Below are 16,962 nucleotides of genomic sequence, written 5' to 3' on the forward strand. Positions count from 1 at the left end.
AGAAACAGATGAAATTATTAATCACAACAGTTAAATGGCTATCCAATCTCTTTATTGGCATATCCTTAATAGCAACGACAGCTAACGCTCAACAAATTGACAATGGCACCTATGTCATCAAAAACAAATACAGTGGCAAGGTACTCGATGTAAAAAATGCGTCAAATGCAGACGGTACAACCATTATTCAATACAGTAACAATGGCGCAGATAATCAACTTTGGAACGTTAATTATTTAGGAAGCGGCAAATACTCAATTATTTCAGTGGCTACAGGTAAAGCAATTGAAGTGTATAACTGGGATACCACAGACGGTGCTGATATTGCTCAATACAGTTATTGGGGAGGTGAAAACCAAAAATGGTTATTGTCCGATCAAGGTAATGGTCATTTCAGTTTAATTAATTCATACACGAACAAAGGTGCCGAAGTATTTGATTGGTCAACATCAAATGGGGCAAACATATCACAATGGACTTATTGGGGTGGAGATTCACAGCAATGGGCTTTTGAATCTGTAGACACCGGCCCAGCCTACCACTGGCCAATAACGGGCGATATTGTTACCCATGATCCAACAATGATTAATAGCAATGGTACTTATTACGAATATCAAACAGGCCAAGGTATTTACGGAAAAATGTCGTACGACGGTATTCACTGGTTGCCGTTAGCTTCCGTATTGCCTAATGGTTTGAGTTGGTGGAAAGATTATGTCCCTGATCACGACGGAATGGATGTTTGGGCACCGGATATTAAAGCCTATAATGGCACGACTTATATGTATTACACCATTTCTACTTTTGGCTCAAATCAATCAGTTATCGGCTTATTATCAACAACCGACATCGCATCAGGTAATTGGCAAGATAAAGGAATGGTAACTTACACTACAACTTCAAGCGCTCATAATGCACTTGACCCTGAATTATTTATTGATAATAACAATAAACCTTGGTTAGTTTATGGCTCCTGGTTTAGTGGCATCAAAGTAACTCGCCTGAACGGAACCACCATGAAACCAACGGGCAGTTTATATTCTATTGCTGCTCGTTCTGGCGGTATTGAAGCACCAAGTCTTACTTACCGAAATGGTTACTACTATCTATTTGTTTCTACTGGCAAGTGTTGTGCTGGTGTCAATAGCACCTATAAAATTGAATATGGTCGTTCAACGAATATCACAGGCCCTTATTTAGATAAAAATGGAGTTGATATGCTGAACGGTGGCGGTAGTGTTTTAGATGCTGGCAATGCTGATTGGGTTGGTCCAGGAGGACAAGATATTATCGGTAATAATACCATAGTACGTCATGCTTATGACGCAAACGATAATGGCACACCTAAATTAATGATCAGTAAATTAAATTGGGATGCCAACGGTTGGCCTAAATATTAAAATAGCTGACTAATATATAAAAAAGAGAAGTAGAGTCCTAAGTGACTGTACTTCTCGTTTAAAAACATTTAAATATCTGAAAATAATAGATAAGCTTTCATCAGCCAAAAGTTCTAACTTTTCTAGGCTACCGTTAATTCCTTATAACTACAGTACTCAATGTTAATAGGATTAATTAAGCTAATATTCATCATCTGATGCATTATTAAAGACTGGAAAACCCTCTTTAGACCAAGTGATTTCACGTATTCTTGTATGACGATTACCATCAGTTAATGGTGTGCCTCGCAATGTTAAATAATCCCTTGCATGATAAATCATTAGATCTTTTTTACCGTCTTCAGATAGCGTAAAACTATTGTGACCAGGGCCAAATCGATACAATGACTCTTGGGTAGTAAAAACAGGTTCGGCTAGCTTATGCCAACTCTCAGCCTTTAATAAGTCAGCGTTTTCGTCAGCCCATAACAAACCCATCGCATAACGATGATCGGTGGCACTTGCTGAATAAGTAATAAAAATTTTCCCATTTCGTTTAAGTACCGCAGCCCCTTCGTTGACTTTAAAACCTAAACGTTCCCAATCAAGTAACGGCTCAGTAATATAAGTTTCAGGTTGCTCAACCTCTAGCGCATTTTTCATTTTACCGATCACTAAGCCAGTATTATAACTTTGTGCATCATCTTGCTGAGCCCACACTAAATAGCGCTGACCTTTATGGGTAAAACTGGTGGCATCTAACGAAAAGGTGTCGCGAGAGACCTTGACCTTGCCCGCTTCTAGCCATTGTCCTTGCATCGGATCTTTCGCGGTATTTTTAAGGGCATACATACGAATATTAAACGGTTTATTAATGTCTCCCGCGGCAAAGTAGATGTACCAAACCCCATCAATATGATGTAACTCTGGCGCCCAAATATTAACGCTCATTGGCCCTGTATCTTTTTTACGCCACACTACCTTTTTAGCTGCTGTTTTTAGCCCATTTAATGTGGTGGCGTGACGTAACTCTATGCGGTCATATTCTGGTACAGAGCCAGTAAAGTAATAATCTCCCTCGTCCGTGCGATATATCCATGGATCCGCACGATTAGCGATAAATGGTGCTATCTTATAGACTTGTTGCACACTCTTTTCTGGTGCTATGTTAGCTTTTACAAAAAACGCGCCACAAAGCAGTGTCATTATTAGTGAAGTCTTGATAATTAATTTAAATGGCTTAGTCAGCATAATCGCTCCTTTTTATTATGATAATTTTGCGATAAAAAAGCCGATGTCAGCATCGGCTCTTATCTATTAATACGGGCAAACTTTTATAAAATACGCCCCAAACCTAAGCATGTAACTTATTATTTCTATTGAGTAATTTTTGCAAAACAATAAAGAAGAACAATAACAAACCGATCACAATTTTTGTCCACCAGCTACTTAACGTGCCATCAAAAGTAATATATGTTTGAATGATCCCCATTAACAGTACGCCTAATACACTACCAATAACAAAGCCACTACCACCGGTTAACAGCGTGCCACCGATCACGACCGCAGCAATAGCATCAAGTTCAACGCCAACGCCAGCTAATGCATAACCAGAAAAGGTATAAAAGGTAAAAACAATGCCTGCAAATGTTGCCAAAAAGCTACTGGCAGCGTAAATAGAAATGGTGGTTTTTTTCACTGGAACCCCCATTAATACTGCTGATTGCTCATTACCACCTAGGGCATAAATATTGGTCCCCAAACGAGTAAAATGCATAATAACTACAATCACAATAAGCAATAATGCAAAGAGCATTGAACTTGCATCTAGCCACGCATTCCCAGGCAGCAACAAGCCAAAATCTGAGACTGCGTCATAAAACGGATGATCGATTTCTACCGATTTTTCGCTAATCGTTGTCGCTAAGCCACGCGCTAGAAACATACCGGCAAGTGTGACAATAAAAGGCTGCAAACGATATTCATGTATAAGTACTCCCATTAACGCACCAAACAAGGTACCTAAGGGTAAGACTAAGGCGAATACCGCAACTGGGTGCCACTGATATTGAGTAATTAATACACTGCACACCACACCACTTAAGGCAATAACAGAGCCAACGGATAAGTCAATACCGCCAGAAATAATCACCAACGTCATCCCTAATGCCGTGATTAATAAAAAGGCATTATCACTAAATAAATTCGTGATAACACGCAGACTACCAAAGCCTTCAAATTGAGCAGAGCCAATAATAAATAATACGATTAATAAACCGGTAGTGATCCATAAAGGAAGAAAGCGTTTAGCCATCATTGCGCTTCTCCAAACTTGTTGTTACTAGTTTTGGTGGAAAATAACCCGTTAAGTTGTTTTCTGAATTTTTCAGATTGCAATAATAACACCATCAAAATTACTAATGCCTTGATTAATAAATTAAATTTTGCAGGTAAACCACTGACGATAATGGTGGTTGCTAATGTTTGAATGATCAGTGCACCAAGCACAGACAGCAGCAAAGAAAAACGACCACCAACTAATGAAGCTCCGCCAATAACGACGGCTAATATGGCATCTAACTCTAACCATAACCCTGCATTGTTGGCGTCTGCCCCTTGAATATTAGCAGCGCTGATCATGCCGGCTAAAGCGGCACAAACACCAGCAATAATATAAGCAAACAACTTCACCGCTTTATCATTAATACCCAAATATCGACTAGCACTGGCGTTACAGCCCACTGACTCAATAAATAAACCAAGCGCCGTTTTACGCAATAGGAGCTGAGTAACCACCAACATACCGACAACAATCCAGATTGGCATTGGTAAACCTAGCCAATTGCCCACACCAATAAACGCGAAACTGTCACTTTGAAAAGTAACTATTTGGCCTTGGTTAATTAATTGAGCGATTCCACGTCCGGCAACCATTAACAGAAGTGTTGCGACAATCGGTTGAATACCAAGGTAACTGACTAATGAACCATTAACTAAACCCGCAATAATCCCAACTAAAATACCAACAAATAGCACGGTAATTAATGCAACATCAGGTGTCAGTAATAAGTTAGCGCAAACAGCACCTGAAATAGCCATAACCGCGCCAACAGACAAATCTATACCGCCGGTAGCAATAACTACACTCATACCAATCGCTAATAATGCGACGGGGGCGCAACGATTGAGCACATCAATTAATGATCCATAGACACGACCATCTTGGTAAGACAAACTAAAAAAGCTTGGATCTAGCACTAGATTAACTACCAATAATATAATTAATGCACACACAGGCCATAAATAACGCCCCCAATTATTGCTCGCGCCCGCTTGATAACGTGCATTTTTAGCAGCATTGAGTTCTTGTTCTGATAACCGTGCGCTGACTGGTGAATCAGAAACAGCTGGTTTCTGATGATTACTTATAGATTTCATTTACCCCTCCGCAATAGCTTGCATAACATGCTGCGATGTTAACTCTGAACCACTTAGTTCAGTGACTTTGTGACGATCTCGCATAACCACTACTTTATTGGCCAAAGCCACTAACTCATCTAATTCAGAAGAGGTCACCAATAATGACATCCCCTCTTCACATAAGGATCTAATTAACGTTAATATTTCAGCATGAGCACCGATATCAATACCCCGAGTTGGCTCATCTAATATTAATAACATTGGCTCAATTGCTAACCATCGTGCCAAAATAACTTTCTGCTGATTACCGCCACTTAATTGCTCAATGGGTTTATCTGCATCGGGAGTAGCGATTTGTAATTTGTCGATATAAAACTGTGCAAGCTCTTCTTGTTGAGCTTTAGAAATATATCGCCACCAACCTAGTCGAGCTTGCAACGCTAAGGCAATATTTTCGCGAATAGATAATGGACCAATGATACCGTCGGTTTTTCTGTCCTCTGGGCATAACGCAATACCAGCATTAATTGCGTCAGCAGGTTGTGATATTGTTAATCTATTATTTGTGAAGGTGATATCTCCTTGGGTTAGCTGATCTAAGCCAAAAATAGCTTTACACACCTCTGTTCTGCCTGAACCTAATAACCCTGCTAAACCGACAGCTTGCCCCTTGCCAACGGTTAAATTCATTGATTGGATAGAGCCTTTCGCTGATACATTGCTTAAACTAAGTATCGCTTCCTGACTATTTGTTGGACTTTCACACTCTCGCTGATGCCCGGTTAAATGCTGTAATTCTTTACCTAACATTGCTTCGATTAATTTTGCTTGAGGTAATTCTGAAGTAAGAAATTGCCCCACTTGTTTACCATTACGCAATACCGTAATACGGTCACTTATTTGATAAACTTGATCAAGAAAATGAGTAATAAAAACAATAGCTACGCCTTCAGCTTTTAATTGATTGAGTACTGCAAATAATGTTTGCACTTCGTCAGCATCTAAACTAGCGGTTGGTTCATCAAGCACCAATACTTGCGCTGACATTGCCACGCCACGAGCAATAGCAATAAGCTGCTGCACTGCTACAGAAAATGAAGATAACTGCGCATTAACATCAATCGATAACTTAAAGCGAGAGAGTAATTGTTCCGATTGCACCAACATATTTTTATAGTCTATCAAGCCGTACTTTCGCGGTTCATGGCCTAAAAACAAATTTTGAGCAACCGTTAAATTAGGCAATAAATTAACTTCTTGATAAACAGTACTAATACCCGCTAACTGTGCCTCAGCAGGGGTTTTAAAATCGTAAGATTGATTGTTAAATAAAACTTGGCCAATACCCTCGTCTTTACGTTGAGCGCCCGTCATCACTTTAACCAGTGTTGATTTTCCTGCTCCATTCTCGCCTAGTAAAGCATGTATTTCACCTTGATAGAGCGTTAGATCAACATCATCTAACGCCTTAACACCAGGGTAAGTTTTACTGATATTTTTTAGTTCTAAGACGACAGGCATTGCATATCTCCTCGATAAACGAATACTAATTTTTTAATCATCGTTATAGTTACTTTAGTTCGTCCGTCTTTTTTCATATTCTTTTGCGGCAGTTTCTTGAGTGAATAAGTCACCTGTTGTACTGATCAACTTAGGTACATTTCGTTCACCTTTTAAATACGCTTCAATTGCGTCAAATGCGGGTGCACCTAAATGAGGACTCAGCTCTACCGTTGCATTTGCTTCACCGTCAGCCATCGCTTTAAAGTAATCAGGGACGCCATCAACTGACACCACTAAAATATCTTTTGCGGGTTTTAAGCCAGCTTCTTTGATCGCTTGAATAGCACCTAACGCCATTTCATCGTTATGCGCCCACACAGCACAAAGCGACTTACCGCCTTGTTCTGCTTTTAAGAAGCTCTCCATCACTTCTTTTCCTTTAGTGCGGGTAAATTCACCCGTTTGGCTACGGACAATTTTTACATCAGGATAATTAGCAATAACCTCATTAAACCCTTTAGCACGGTCAATAGCGGCTGTAGCACCAACCGTTCCTTGAAGCTCAGCAATCGCACATTTTTCATTCGTGGCTTTCACTAGCCAGCGGGCAATTTTACGACCTTCTTCTGAAAAATCAGATGCAATACGAGTTAGAAATAGCTTTTTATTTTTAACATTTACATTTCGATCAACAATAACCACGGGTATACGCGCGCGTTTTGCCTCTTTAAGCACAGGTTTCCAGCCGGTTTCAACCACAGGAGCGATCACAATACCGTCGACCCCTTGAGCGATAAAGCTTCGAACTGCTTTAATTTGGTTTTCTTGTTTTTGCTGTGCGTCACTGAATTTTAAATTGATGCCACGTTTAGCTGCTTCGGCTTTAACCGACTCACTAAAGCTTGTTCTCCAGCCACTTTCAGACCCTACTTGGGAAAATCCGATAGTCGTTGAGAAAGCATTAGGCGCTATTGACACCAATATAAGTATTATCATACTACGAATATTCATAACTTATGACCTCTGTTATTAGGGGAAATACGTCCCCCTGTTTATATTTATATTATTAAAGGAATAAAAGACTTAAACGTGACAAAAACGGTATTGAGTAGTTTGTCTGTAAACATCGCCTGCTTTGACAATGACACTTGGAAAAAGCGAATGATTTACTGCATCGGGATAACCATGTGTTTCTAGGCATAAGCCCTTAAACTTGGTCAACGGTTTGCCATCGCTCCCCGTGTGACTACCATCGAGAAAATTACCACTGTAAAATTGAACCCCCAATTCAGTTGATAATATTTCCATAACACGACCTGATTTAGGATCCATTAATTTTGCCACTGGCATCAGTTCATCACTATCACGATTAACAACAAAGTAGTGATCATAGCCATTGGCTAATTGTTGAATATCTTGACCCACCGCTTTACGTTGTCGAAAATCAAATGCCGTGTCTGTGACCGAGATTAATTCGCCTGTTGGTATTTGTTGCTCATTAAGCGCTAAAACATGATCGGCAGATAATTCAAGCGTCTGTGCTAACACATCTTCAGATGAGGTTCCCGCAATGTTCCAGTAGGCATGATTGGTTAAACAAATAGGGGTAGTTTGATCAGCGACTGCCTGATAACTCAGTGTTAGCTCATTGTCATTATTCAAGCGATAAGTTACCTCAATGTCCATATTTCCAGGGAATCCTTGATCACCATCGGGACTATGGTAACGGTAAACAACGACAACAGCATCTTGTTCCTGATGTGTTTCAGATGACCAAAAACATTGGCTTAACCCACCAGGGCCGCCATGTAACTGGTTCACCCCTTCATTAGCAGTTAAATTAATTGTTTTACCATTTAATTCAAAGCAAGCATTGCCAATTCGATTAGCGACTCGCCCAGCCGTTACGCCAAAATAGTATGGGTTATTCGCCCAATCAGCGACATTTTGATAATTTAACACCAATTCAGTGGTAACTTGTTTATCGTTTTTTTCTGGCACGGTTACCGACCAAATACTTGCACCTAAATTAGATAAAGAGACGGATAAACCATGGCAATTAGTCAAGGTTATAATTTCTAATGGTGCTGCCAGAGCACAATCAACCAGCTGCTTTTTAGAAAGTGTTAATCGGTGCGAAGTGGTCATATAGTTCTCAATAATCTCTTTTTAGTTATGTTTTCACTTGTATTAAATCCAACCACCATCAACAACAAAATCTTGCGCTGTGCACAATTTACTGTCATCTGACGCTAAAAATAATGCCATAGCCGCGATATCTTCTGGCATGACATAATCTTTAATACATTGGTTTTCTTCAATTTTATTCACAGTATTTTCATTTACCCAGTGAGTGAGCTGGCGTTTAGTCATCACCCAACCTGGCGTAATCGTATTTATTCGAATTTTATCTTTACCTAATTCACTGGCAAAACCACGAGTTAAACCCACAACTCCTGCCTTTGCTGCCGTATAGCCTGGCATACCACCTTGATGATCATGCCAGCTCATTGAGCCCATATTGATAATGGATCCACCACCATTTTTGACCATCTGCTGTTGTACAGCTTGAATCGCAAAAAAATAATGGCGTAAATTAATATTAATGCAGCAGTCCCAATCTTTGACACTCACCTCTTTAAAATTGTGTCTGGTATCATTTGCTGCGCTATTGATTAATACCGAAATATTGCCAACTTCTACTTCAACGGTGTTAATAATCTGTTTAAGTTTTTCTATATCAAGTAAATCACATTGAAAAAAGCGTACATCGGCATCTGGTTTTTTTGCAATTATCGAATCAATTAGCGTCAAAGATTCCGTTTCTAACAAATCAACAAAAACAACTTTTGCCCCTTGCATAACGAAGCACTCAACAAAACAACTACCTATTCCAGTGGCACCACCAGTAATAAAAACAATTTTTCCACACAAACTTGGATAACGATTACTCAAGTTCATAATTTAACCTTTTACAATTAGCACTGCGTTTATTATAAAGAATAATCTGATAGTTGCTAATGTGAATGCGCTGGAACATCAGCACCACGGCATCCTACTAAAAAATCAAAATCACAGCCTTCATCAGCCTGTAAAACACGTTCTCGATAAATTTCTAAATAGCCACCAGTTTTGACAATCACTTGATTGCTTTTTAATTTTTCTAAACGTTGGTGTAACGCTTGTTCGCTAATTTCTAAATTTAGAACGCCTTTTTGGACATCAAGCTCAATATAATCACCGTCTTCTACTGCCGCTAAAGGACCAAACTCCATCGCTTCAGGTGCAACATGTAACACCACGGTACCGAATGCGGTACCGCTCATTCGAGCATCTGATATTCGCACCATATCCGTAATACCTTTTTTTAATAATTTTGGCGGTAAGCCCATATTGCCAACTTCGGCCATGCCTGGATAACCTTTTGGACCACAATTTTTTAACACCATGACGCTGTTTTCATCAATATCAAGTGCGGGATCATCAATCCGCTTTTTGTAGTGATCTAAGTTCTGGAAAACGACCGCTTTTCCACGATGTTTCATTAAATGTTTACTGGCTGCCGAGGGTTTTATGACCGCACCTCTTGGCGCTAAGTTGCCTTTAAGAATACGGATACCGCCACTGTGAATTAATGGCTTATCAAAAGGAAAAATTACATCATCATTGTATAAAGCAGCGTTTTTCACGTTTTGCCACAAGGTTTTACCATTAACCGTTAACGTATCCTTAATTAACACTTCTTGCTCGCCAAGCGTTCTTAATACCGCAGGTAATCCTCCCGCATAATAGAAATCTTCCATTAAATACTGACCCGATGGCTGTAAATTTACAATGGTCGGCACATCATGGCCATAAGACCAATCATCCAGCGTTAAATCAACGCCAATGCGACCAGCAATGGCTTTCAAATGGATCACCGCATTTGTCGAACCACCAATCGCAGCATTCGTTTTTATTGCGTTAATAAAAGCATCTTTGGTTAATATCTGCGAGAGATTCAATTGCTCTTTCACCATATCGACAATGCGCATACCTGACATATGAGCCAGCACATATCGGCGAGAATCAACGGCAGGAATAGCAGCATTATGAGGCAAACTAACGCCTAAACTTTCCACCATACACGCCATGGTTGAAGCGGTTCCCATGGTATTACATGTGCCAGTTGAACGAGACATTCCAGCCTCTGCACTCATAAATTCATCAAGGTTTATCCTACCTGCCTGATAATCTTCACTCATTTTCCATACTAAGGTGCCCGAGCCGACATCTTTACCTTGATGTTTACCATTTAGCATGGGACCACCAGTAACAACAATAGTGGGTAAATTACAACTTGCTGCTCCCATTAATAGTGCTGGTGTTGTTTTGTCACAACCAACTAATAAAACCACACCATCAATAGGATTACCTCGGATAGATTCTTCAGTATCCATTGCTGCCAAATTTCGTGTTAGCATCGCCGTTGGCCGCAGATTTGATTCACCATTGGAAAATACAGGGAATTCAACTGGAATCCCACCAGCCTCACGAATACCATTTTTCACTTTATCTGCTAATTCTCGAAAATGCCCATTGCATGGGGTTAAATCTGACCAAGTATTACAGATACCAATGATGGGTCTATTATCAAAGTGATGATCAGGGATTCCTTGATTTTTCATCCAGCTACGATACATAAAACTATTTTTGTCATTGTTGCCAAACCAACTTGCTGAACGTAATTTGACTTTTTTATTCTGTTTCATATCATCACCAACCCAACCTATTGATAATACAATAACACCAATTAAATATTTATTGCAATAATACAACACTAAAATTTACTTTGATGTTAGATTTTTATGATTGGTATGCCCTATTTAAGAGATAAAAATTAAAGGCATAAAAAAACCAGTGTTAATAACACTGGTTTGATATAAAACTTTGTTGAATATCGTTATCGTTTAATTGCTTCAGCAACAGATTTTTCAGACTCTTTGAGTAACACTAACATTTGTGCTTCAGCACCAATGTCATCTTGGTTTTCAATTGCTTTATAAATAGCCTTATGGCCAGGCAATGCATCAATGTACTCTTGCTCGGTTGAACTACTTAATCGAAATATGCCAGCAAGTGCTGTCTGGATGGTTTTACCAAGCGAAATAATAAATTCATTATTTGTCGCATCTAAAATGGCCATGTGAAACTCTAAGTCACTCGAAAATACATCATCAGATCCAATAGAGGCATGTTCCATTTTGTCATAGGCTTGCGCAATTAGCGCCACTTGCTCTTCAGTACGATTCTGAGCAGCCAGTTTCGCCGCAGCTGGCTCAAAAATACTACGAACGGCAAATAATGAGGTATAAAACTCAATTGAAGGCTTGGTTTTGAAAATCCATTCTAATATTTCAGCATCAAACATATTCCATTGTTTTTTTTCAGTAATACGAGTGCCAAGCTTTGGTCTTGATTCAATCAAACCTTTAGCAGTAAGTGTTTTAAAAGCCTCTCTTAATGCGGTACGAGATACACCTAGCTCCTCTCCTAAATTTGTTTCATTAGGAATATATTCTCCTGGCTGATAAACACCACTAACAATACGAGCTCCTAGCTCACCCGCAACCCATTTATGAATACTTAATGGTCGATTACCTTCCGAAATAGCCATATTGCCCTCGTTAGTTATTCCTGTTACTGCTTGTGCAAGCAAATCAATTAAAAAACAATTCTACTATAATAACACTAATAATATTTGAGTCACTTATTTAAATGTGGAGATTATAAAGAAAAAATAATTTTTACACATGCCCTTTATGGCTGGCGCAAAGATAATTTTATTAAAATTCCTGTTTTCAGGCTTTAAGTATAGCAAATATTAGTGTTATCATACTACAAATAAATTTTTATTTGAGATGATACTGATGATGAACTTACTTGAACAATTGAAACAGGTAACCACGGTTGTTGCCGATAGTGGCGATGTGGACTCGATAAAAGCATTGAATCCTGTCGATGCGACAACAAACCCTTCGTTAATTTTGCAAGCAGCAAAACTACCACAATACCAACACCTAATTAATGATGCTATCGCTCGGTTTGCTGATAAGGATAACGCTACTATTGACGACATTTGCGATCAGTTAATTGTCAATTTTGGCTGCGAAATATTGAAACATGTTCCGGGTCGCATCTCATCAGAAGTTGATGCCAGATTATCTTTTGATACTCAAGCAAGCATAGAAAAAGGCCGTAAATTAATTTCACTCTATCAAGAAGCGGGAATAAAAAAAGAACGTGTGTTAATTAAACTCGCTGCGACTTGGCAAGGAATTAAAGCGGCAGAGCAGTTAGAAAAAGAAGGCATTGCCTGTAACCTAACGCTGTTATTTAGTATGACGCAAGCCATTGCTTGTGCTGAAGCAAACATTACCTTGATTTCTCCCTTTGTTGGTCGCATCTTGGATTGGTATAAGAAAACCGAAGGACGTGACTTTGAAGGTAGCGATGACCCTGGCGTTCAATCGGTAACCGCGATATATGATTACTTCAAACAAAATAACTATAACACTGTTGTGATGGGCGCAAGCTTTAGAAACACTTCTGAGATTATAGAGCTTGCTGGTTGTGATCTGTTAACGATATCACCGGCATTATTAAGCGAATTGCAAGCAACAACCGGCAAACTAACCATTAAGTTATCCCCAGAAAATCCATCAACGAATCCACCTAGCAAACAAGCGCCGTTAGATCAAAAAACCTTTGATTGGCAACTGAACGAGAATGCGATGGCAACAGAAAAACTATCTGAAGGTATTCGTAATTTTGCTAAAGATCAGTTGATCTTAGAGGAGCTTGTTCGTTCTCTGAGCAAATAAAAAACGGTTAATTGTTTTATCAATGCGTCCATACCGCTCCTAATTAGCATGTAAAGGACGAATAAATGAATATGGTAAGGAAAATATAATGACTTCTCCTAGAAAAAATTTGGCAAACGCCATTCGTGCTTTAAGTATGGACGCTGTTCAACAAGCTAATTCTGGCCACCCTGGCGCCCCAATGGGGATGGCAGATATTGCTGAAGTGCTATGGAATGACCATCTAAAACATAACCCAAAAAATCCAAAGTGGGTTGACAGAGATCGCTTTGTACTCAGTAACGGTCATGGCTCAATGTTAATTTACGCACTTTTACATTTAACAGGTTATGATTTACCCATTGATGAACTGAAACGATTTCGTCAATTACACTCAAAAACGCCTGGCCACCCTGAATATAATTACACCCCCGGTGTTGAAACCACAACCGGTCCACTTGGCGCAGGCATTTCTAACGCTGTTGGAATGGCGATAGCAGAAAAAACGTTAGCAGCTCATTTTAACCGAGAAGGATTCAACATCGTTGATCATTACACCTATTGCTTTTTAGGTGATGGTTGTTTAATGGAAGGTATTTCACACGAAGTATGTTCGTTAGCTGGCACCCTAGGTTTAGGTAAACTCATTGCTTTTTGGGACGACAACGGTATTTCTATCGACGGTCATGTTGAGGGGTGGTTCACGGATAATACGCCAGCACGCTTTGAATCATATGGCTGGCATGTTATTGATAGCGTCGATGGTCACGATCCAGAAGCCATTAACAAAGCCATCGAACAAGCCAAAGCGATTACCGACAAACCAACCATGATATGCTGTAAAACAATTATTGGCTTTGGTTCGCCAAATAAATCCGGTTCTCATGACTGCCATGGCGCGCCATTAGGGCAAGATGAAATTAGCGCGGCACGTGAATTTTTAAATTGGCCACATGCGCCATTTGAAATACCTCAAGATGTATATCAAGGGTGGAACAGTGTTGAAAAAGGCCAAGCACTTGAACTAGCGTGGCAAACTGAATTTGCTGAATATCAAAAGTCATATCCTGAATTAGCGCAAGAATATCGCCGTAGAGTATTAGATAAAAAGCTTCCTGAGCACTTTGAAGAAAAAGCAGATCAATTTATCAAACTTACTCAACAGCAAGGACAAAACATTGCTTCACGCAAAGCGTCGCAAAATACGATAGAAGTTTTTGGCTCATTACTCCCTGAACTGCTTGGTGGCTCAGCTGATTTAGCCGGATCTAACCTCACCTTATGGTCTGGTTCTAAAGGTGTAACTGCTGATGATGCCGACGGCAATTATTTATTTTACGGAGTACGAGAGTTCGGTATGAGTGGGATAATGAATGGCTTATCATTACATGGCGGCTTTATTAATTATGGCGCCACATTCTTAATGTTCATGGAATACGCTCGTAATGCAGTGCGTATGTCTGCATTAATGGGCATACAAAACATTTTTGTTTATACCCACGACTCTATTGGACAAGGAGAAGATGGCCCAACTCACCAACCTATTGAACAAATTGCCAATTTACGTATGACACCTAACTTACAGACATGGCGTCCTTGTGATGCGGTTGAATCTGCTGTCGCCTGGAAATCGGCAGTGGTGCGTAACGATGGCCCAAGTGCCCTAATATTTAGTCGCCAAAGCCTTGTTCATCAAACTCGCTCTCAATCGCAAGTCAATGACATAGCCAAAGGTGGTTATATCTTAAAAGACTGCCAAGGCACTCCTGACATCATACTGATTGCCACGGGCTCTGAAGTTGCTATTACCATTGATGCAGCAACAGCATTAAATAATGCAGGACATAACGTGCGTGTGGTATCAATGCCTTGTACTAATATTTTTGATCAACAATCAGCATCATATAAACAGAGCATTTTACCCAAAGAAGTTAAATCAATCATTGCCATTGAAACCGCCCATGCAGATTTTTGGCATAAATATGTTGGTAGTTACGGAAAAATAATTGCCATGAACCAATTTGGCGAGTCAGCCCCTGGTGATCAGTTATTACAATATTTTGGTTTTACGACTGAAAACATTGTCAATACTGCCATCGCACTGAAAAAAGAAAACGACACACTTTAGGAGAGCACCGTGGAATCAAGAACATCCCTAGCAAGTTGGCAAGCGTTAACTAAGCATGCACAAGAGATGAAACACACTCATATGCGTGACTTGTTCGACAAAAATAGTGAACGTTTCGCTCAGTTTTCAATACAATTACCACCATTTCTACTCGATTACTCAAAAAATTTAATCGATAGTAAAACATTAACCTTACTCACTGAACTCGCAAAAGAATGTGAGGTTGAAGCGTGGCGCGACAAAATGTTCTCTGGCGAACGTATTAATAGCACCGAAGATCGTGCGGTCCTACATACTGCACTGCGCAATCGCTCACAAAAACCGATAATGCTTGATGGAGTAAATGTTACTGAAGAAGTACAACAATCATTAAATCACATCAAAGCATTCTCAGACAAAATTCGCCAGGGCTATTGGAAAGGTTATTCAGGTAAGCGCATTACTGATGTCGTCAACATTGGCGTTGGCGGCTCCAACCTTGGACCTCAAATGGTCACAGAAGCGTTACAACAATATAGTGATAACAGTATTAATGTGCACTATGTTTCAAACGTTGACGGTACACAAATCGCAAATGTTTTACGTCCGTTAAACCCAGAAAAAGTGTTATTCATTATCTCTAGCAAAACCTTTACCACAACAGAAACCATGACGAATGCGCGAACAGCGATGAAATGGTTAGTTTCTGCTTCATTTGATGAGTCAGCAATCGCCAAACATTTTGTAGCGGTATCATCTAATAAAAAAAATGCCATGGAATTTGGCATAGATAAAGAAAACATTTTCGATATGTGGGATTGGGTCGGTGGACGTTTTTCTTTATGGTCTGCTATTGGCTTACCGATTGCTATCGACTTAGGGTTCGATAACTTTATCGAATTATTAGAAGGCGCGTTTGAAATTGACGAGCATTTTTGTCGTGCTCCTCTTGAGCAAAATGCCCCTGTTATTTTAGCCTTGCTTAGCCTTTGGAATTGCACCTTCTTAGGTGCTCAATCACAAGCTATTCTGCCTTATGATCAATCATTGCATATGTTATCAGCATATTTACAACAAGCTGAAATGGAAAGTAATGGCAAATCAGTCACTTGGGATGGTGATGAAATAACTTACCCGACTGTTCCGTCAATTTGGGGCGAGTTAGGCATTAATGGACAGCACGCCTTTTATCAATATTTGCATCAAAGCAATAACGTAGTACCCGCTGATTTTATCGGCTCTGTTGAAAGTGTAACGCCTGTTCAAGGCCATCATGAGACATTAATGGCCAACTTTTTTGCGCAAACACAAGCCTTAATGGCTGGCGTAAACGAGGAGCAAGTACGTGCCGATTTAAAAGCCAAAGGCCGTACACAAGATTACATAGATAAAGTTTCACCACATAAAATACACAAAGGTAATCGCCCAACGAATACCATTTTAATGAAACGTATTTCCCCTCGTTCACTAGGAAGCTTAATTGCCTTATATGAGCATAAAATCTTTGTTCAGGGAATTTTGCTACAGATTTGTTCATTCGATCAGTGGGGCGTGGAGTTAGGTAAAGGTCTAGCCAATGAAATACAAAAGGAAATTGAATCTGGAGAAGTTACTCAAAATCATGACAGCTCTACTCTTGGCCTGATTAACTATTTTAAAACCTTATCAAAAGAAACAGTACACAACGCTTCTTAATCAGGAATTTTTATTA

Annotated in this window: 13 protein-coding genes; 4 read left to right on the plus strand and 9 right to left on the minus strand. The window is 39.6% G+C overall.

Features of this window, described 5'->3' with window-relative positions; translation table 11 throughout:
* The first annotated feature begins 8 nt into the window (after positions 1–8).
* Positions 9–1,400 (plus strand): family 43 glycosylhydrolase, encoded by a 1,392-nt coding sequence (locus IV514_RS17610; protein WP_206484435.1) that lies wholly within the window; start codon positions 9–11, stop codon positions 1,398–1,400.
* A gap of 180 nt (positions 1,401–1,580) precedes the next feature.
* Here IV514_RS17610 and IV514_RS08060 read toward each other — a convergent pair whose 3' ends face one another.
* From IV514_RS08060 to IV514_RS08100, 9 genes are all read right to left on the minus strand, one after another.
* Entirely contained in the window at positions 1,581–2,630 is a 1,050-nt protein-coding gene (locus tag IV514_RS08060; protein WP_206484436.1) for a glycoside hydrolase family 43 protein, read from the minus strand.
* A gap of 103 nt (positions 2,631–2,733) precedes the next feature.
* Positions 2,734–3,696, minus strand: coding sequence for a galactofuranose ABC transporter, permease protein YjfF (gene yjfF / locus IV514_RS08065; RefSeq protein ID WP_206484437.1), 963 nt, complete (start codon positions 3,694–3,696; stop codon positions 2,734–2,736).
* Positions 3,693–4,817 carry an ABC transporter permease gene (locus IV514_RS08070; RefSeq protein WP_206484438.1) on the minus strand — a complete coding sequence of 375 codons (1,125 nt, stop codon included), beginning with the start codon at positions 4,815–4,817 and terminating at the stop codon, positions 3,693–3,695. Before IV514_RS08070 ends, yjfF begins: the two co-directional genes overlap by 4 nt.
* Positions 4,818–6,320, minus strand: coding sequence for a sugar ABC transporter ATP-binding protein (locus tag IV514_RS08075; protein WP_206484439.1), 1,503 nt, complete (start codon positions 6,318–6,320; stop codon positions 4,818–4,820).
* A gap of 54 nt (positions 6,321–6,374) precedes the next feature.
* The gene (locus IV514_RS08080) at positions 6,375–7,313 is read right to left on the minus strand and encodes an ABC transporter substrate-binding protein (RefSeq protein WP_206484440.1); all 939 of its coding nucleotides are present in this window, start codon (positions 7,311–7,313) and stop codon (positions 6,375–6,377) included.
* A 72-nt stretch (positions 7,314–7,385) separates the two neighbouring features.
* The gene (locus tag IV514_RS08085) at positions 7,386–8,450 is read right to left on the minus strand and encodes an aldose epimerase family protein (RefSeq protein WP_206484441.1); all 1,065 of its coding nucleotides are present in this window, start codon (positions 8,448–8,450) and stop codon (positions 7,386–7,388) included.
* A gap of 42 nt (positions 8,451–8,492) precedes the next feature.
* Positions 8,493–9,263, minus strand: a complete 771-nt coding sequence (locus IV514_RS08090; protein WP_206484442.1) for an SDR family oxidoreductase — start codon at positions 9,261–9,263, stop codon at positions 8,493–8,495.
* 56 nt (positions 9,264–9,319) lie between these two features.
* Complete coding sequence (locus IV514_RS08095) at positions 9,320–11,053, minus strand: IlvD/Edd family dehydratase (protein ID WP_206484443.1); 1,734 nt, start codon at positions 11,051–11,053, stop codon at positions 9,320–9,322.
* 191 nt (positions 11,054–11,244) lie between these two features.
* A complete protein-coding gene (locus IV514_RS08100) occupies positions 11,245–11,958 on the minus strand; it encodes a FadR/GntR family transcriptional regulator (RefSeq protein ID WP_206484444.1) in 714 nt (237 codons plus the stop codon).
* Between the two features lie 253 nt (positions 11,959–12,211).
* Here IV514_RS08100 and tal point away from each other — a divergent pair, with 253 nt between their 5' ends.
* From tal to pgi, 3 genes are all read left to right on the plus strand, one after another.
* A complete protein-coding gene (tal, locus tag IV514_RS08105) occupies positions 12,212–13,165 on the plus strand; it encodes a transaldolase (RefSeq protein WP_206484445.1) in 954 nt (317 codons plus the stop codon).
* 88 nt (positions 13,166–13,253) lie between these two features.
* Positions 13,254–15,272 carry a transketolase gene (gene tkt, locus IV514_RS08110; protein WP_206484446.1) on the plus strand — a complete coding sequence of 673 codons (2,019 nt, stop codon included), beginning with the start codon at positions 13,254–13,256 and terminating at the stop codon, positions 15,270–15,272.
* A gap of 9 nt (positions 15,273–15,281) precedes the next feature.
* Positions 15,282–16,946 carry a glucose-6-phosphate isomerase gene (gene pgi / locus IV514_RS08115; protein WP_206484447.1) on the plus strand — a complete coding sequence of 555 codons (1,665 nt, stop codon included), beginning with the start codon at positions 15,282–15,284 and terminating at the stop codon, positions 16,944–16,946.
* The last annotated feature ends 16 nt before the right edge of the window (positions 16,947–16,962 follow it).

The organism is Thalassotalea sp. G2M2-11 (assembly GCF_017168195.1).
Classification (GTDB): Bacteria; Pseudomonadota; Gammaproteobacteria; order Enterobacterales; family Alteromonadaceae; genus Thalassotalea_E.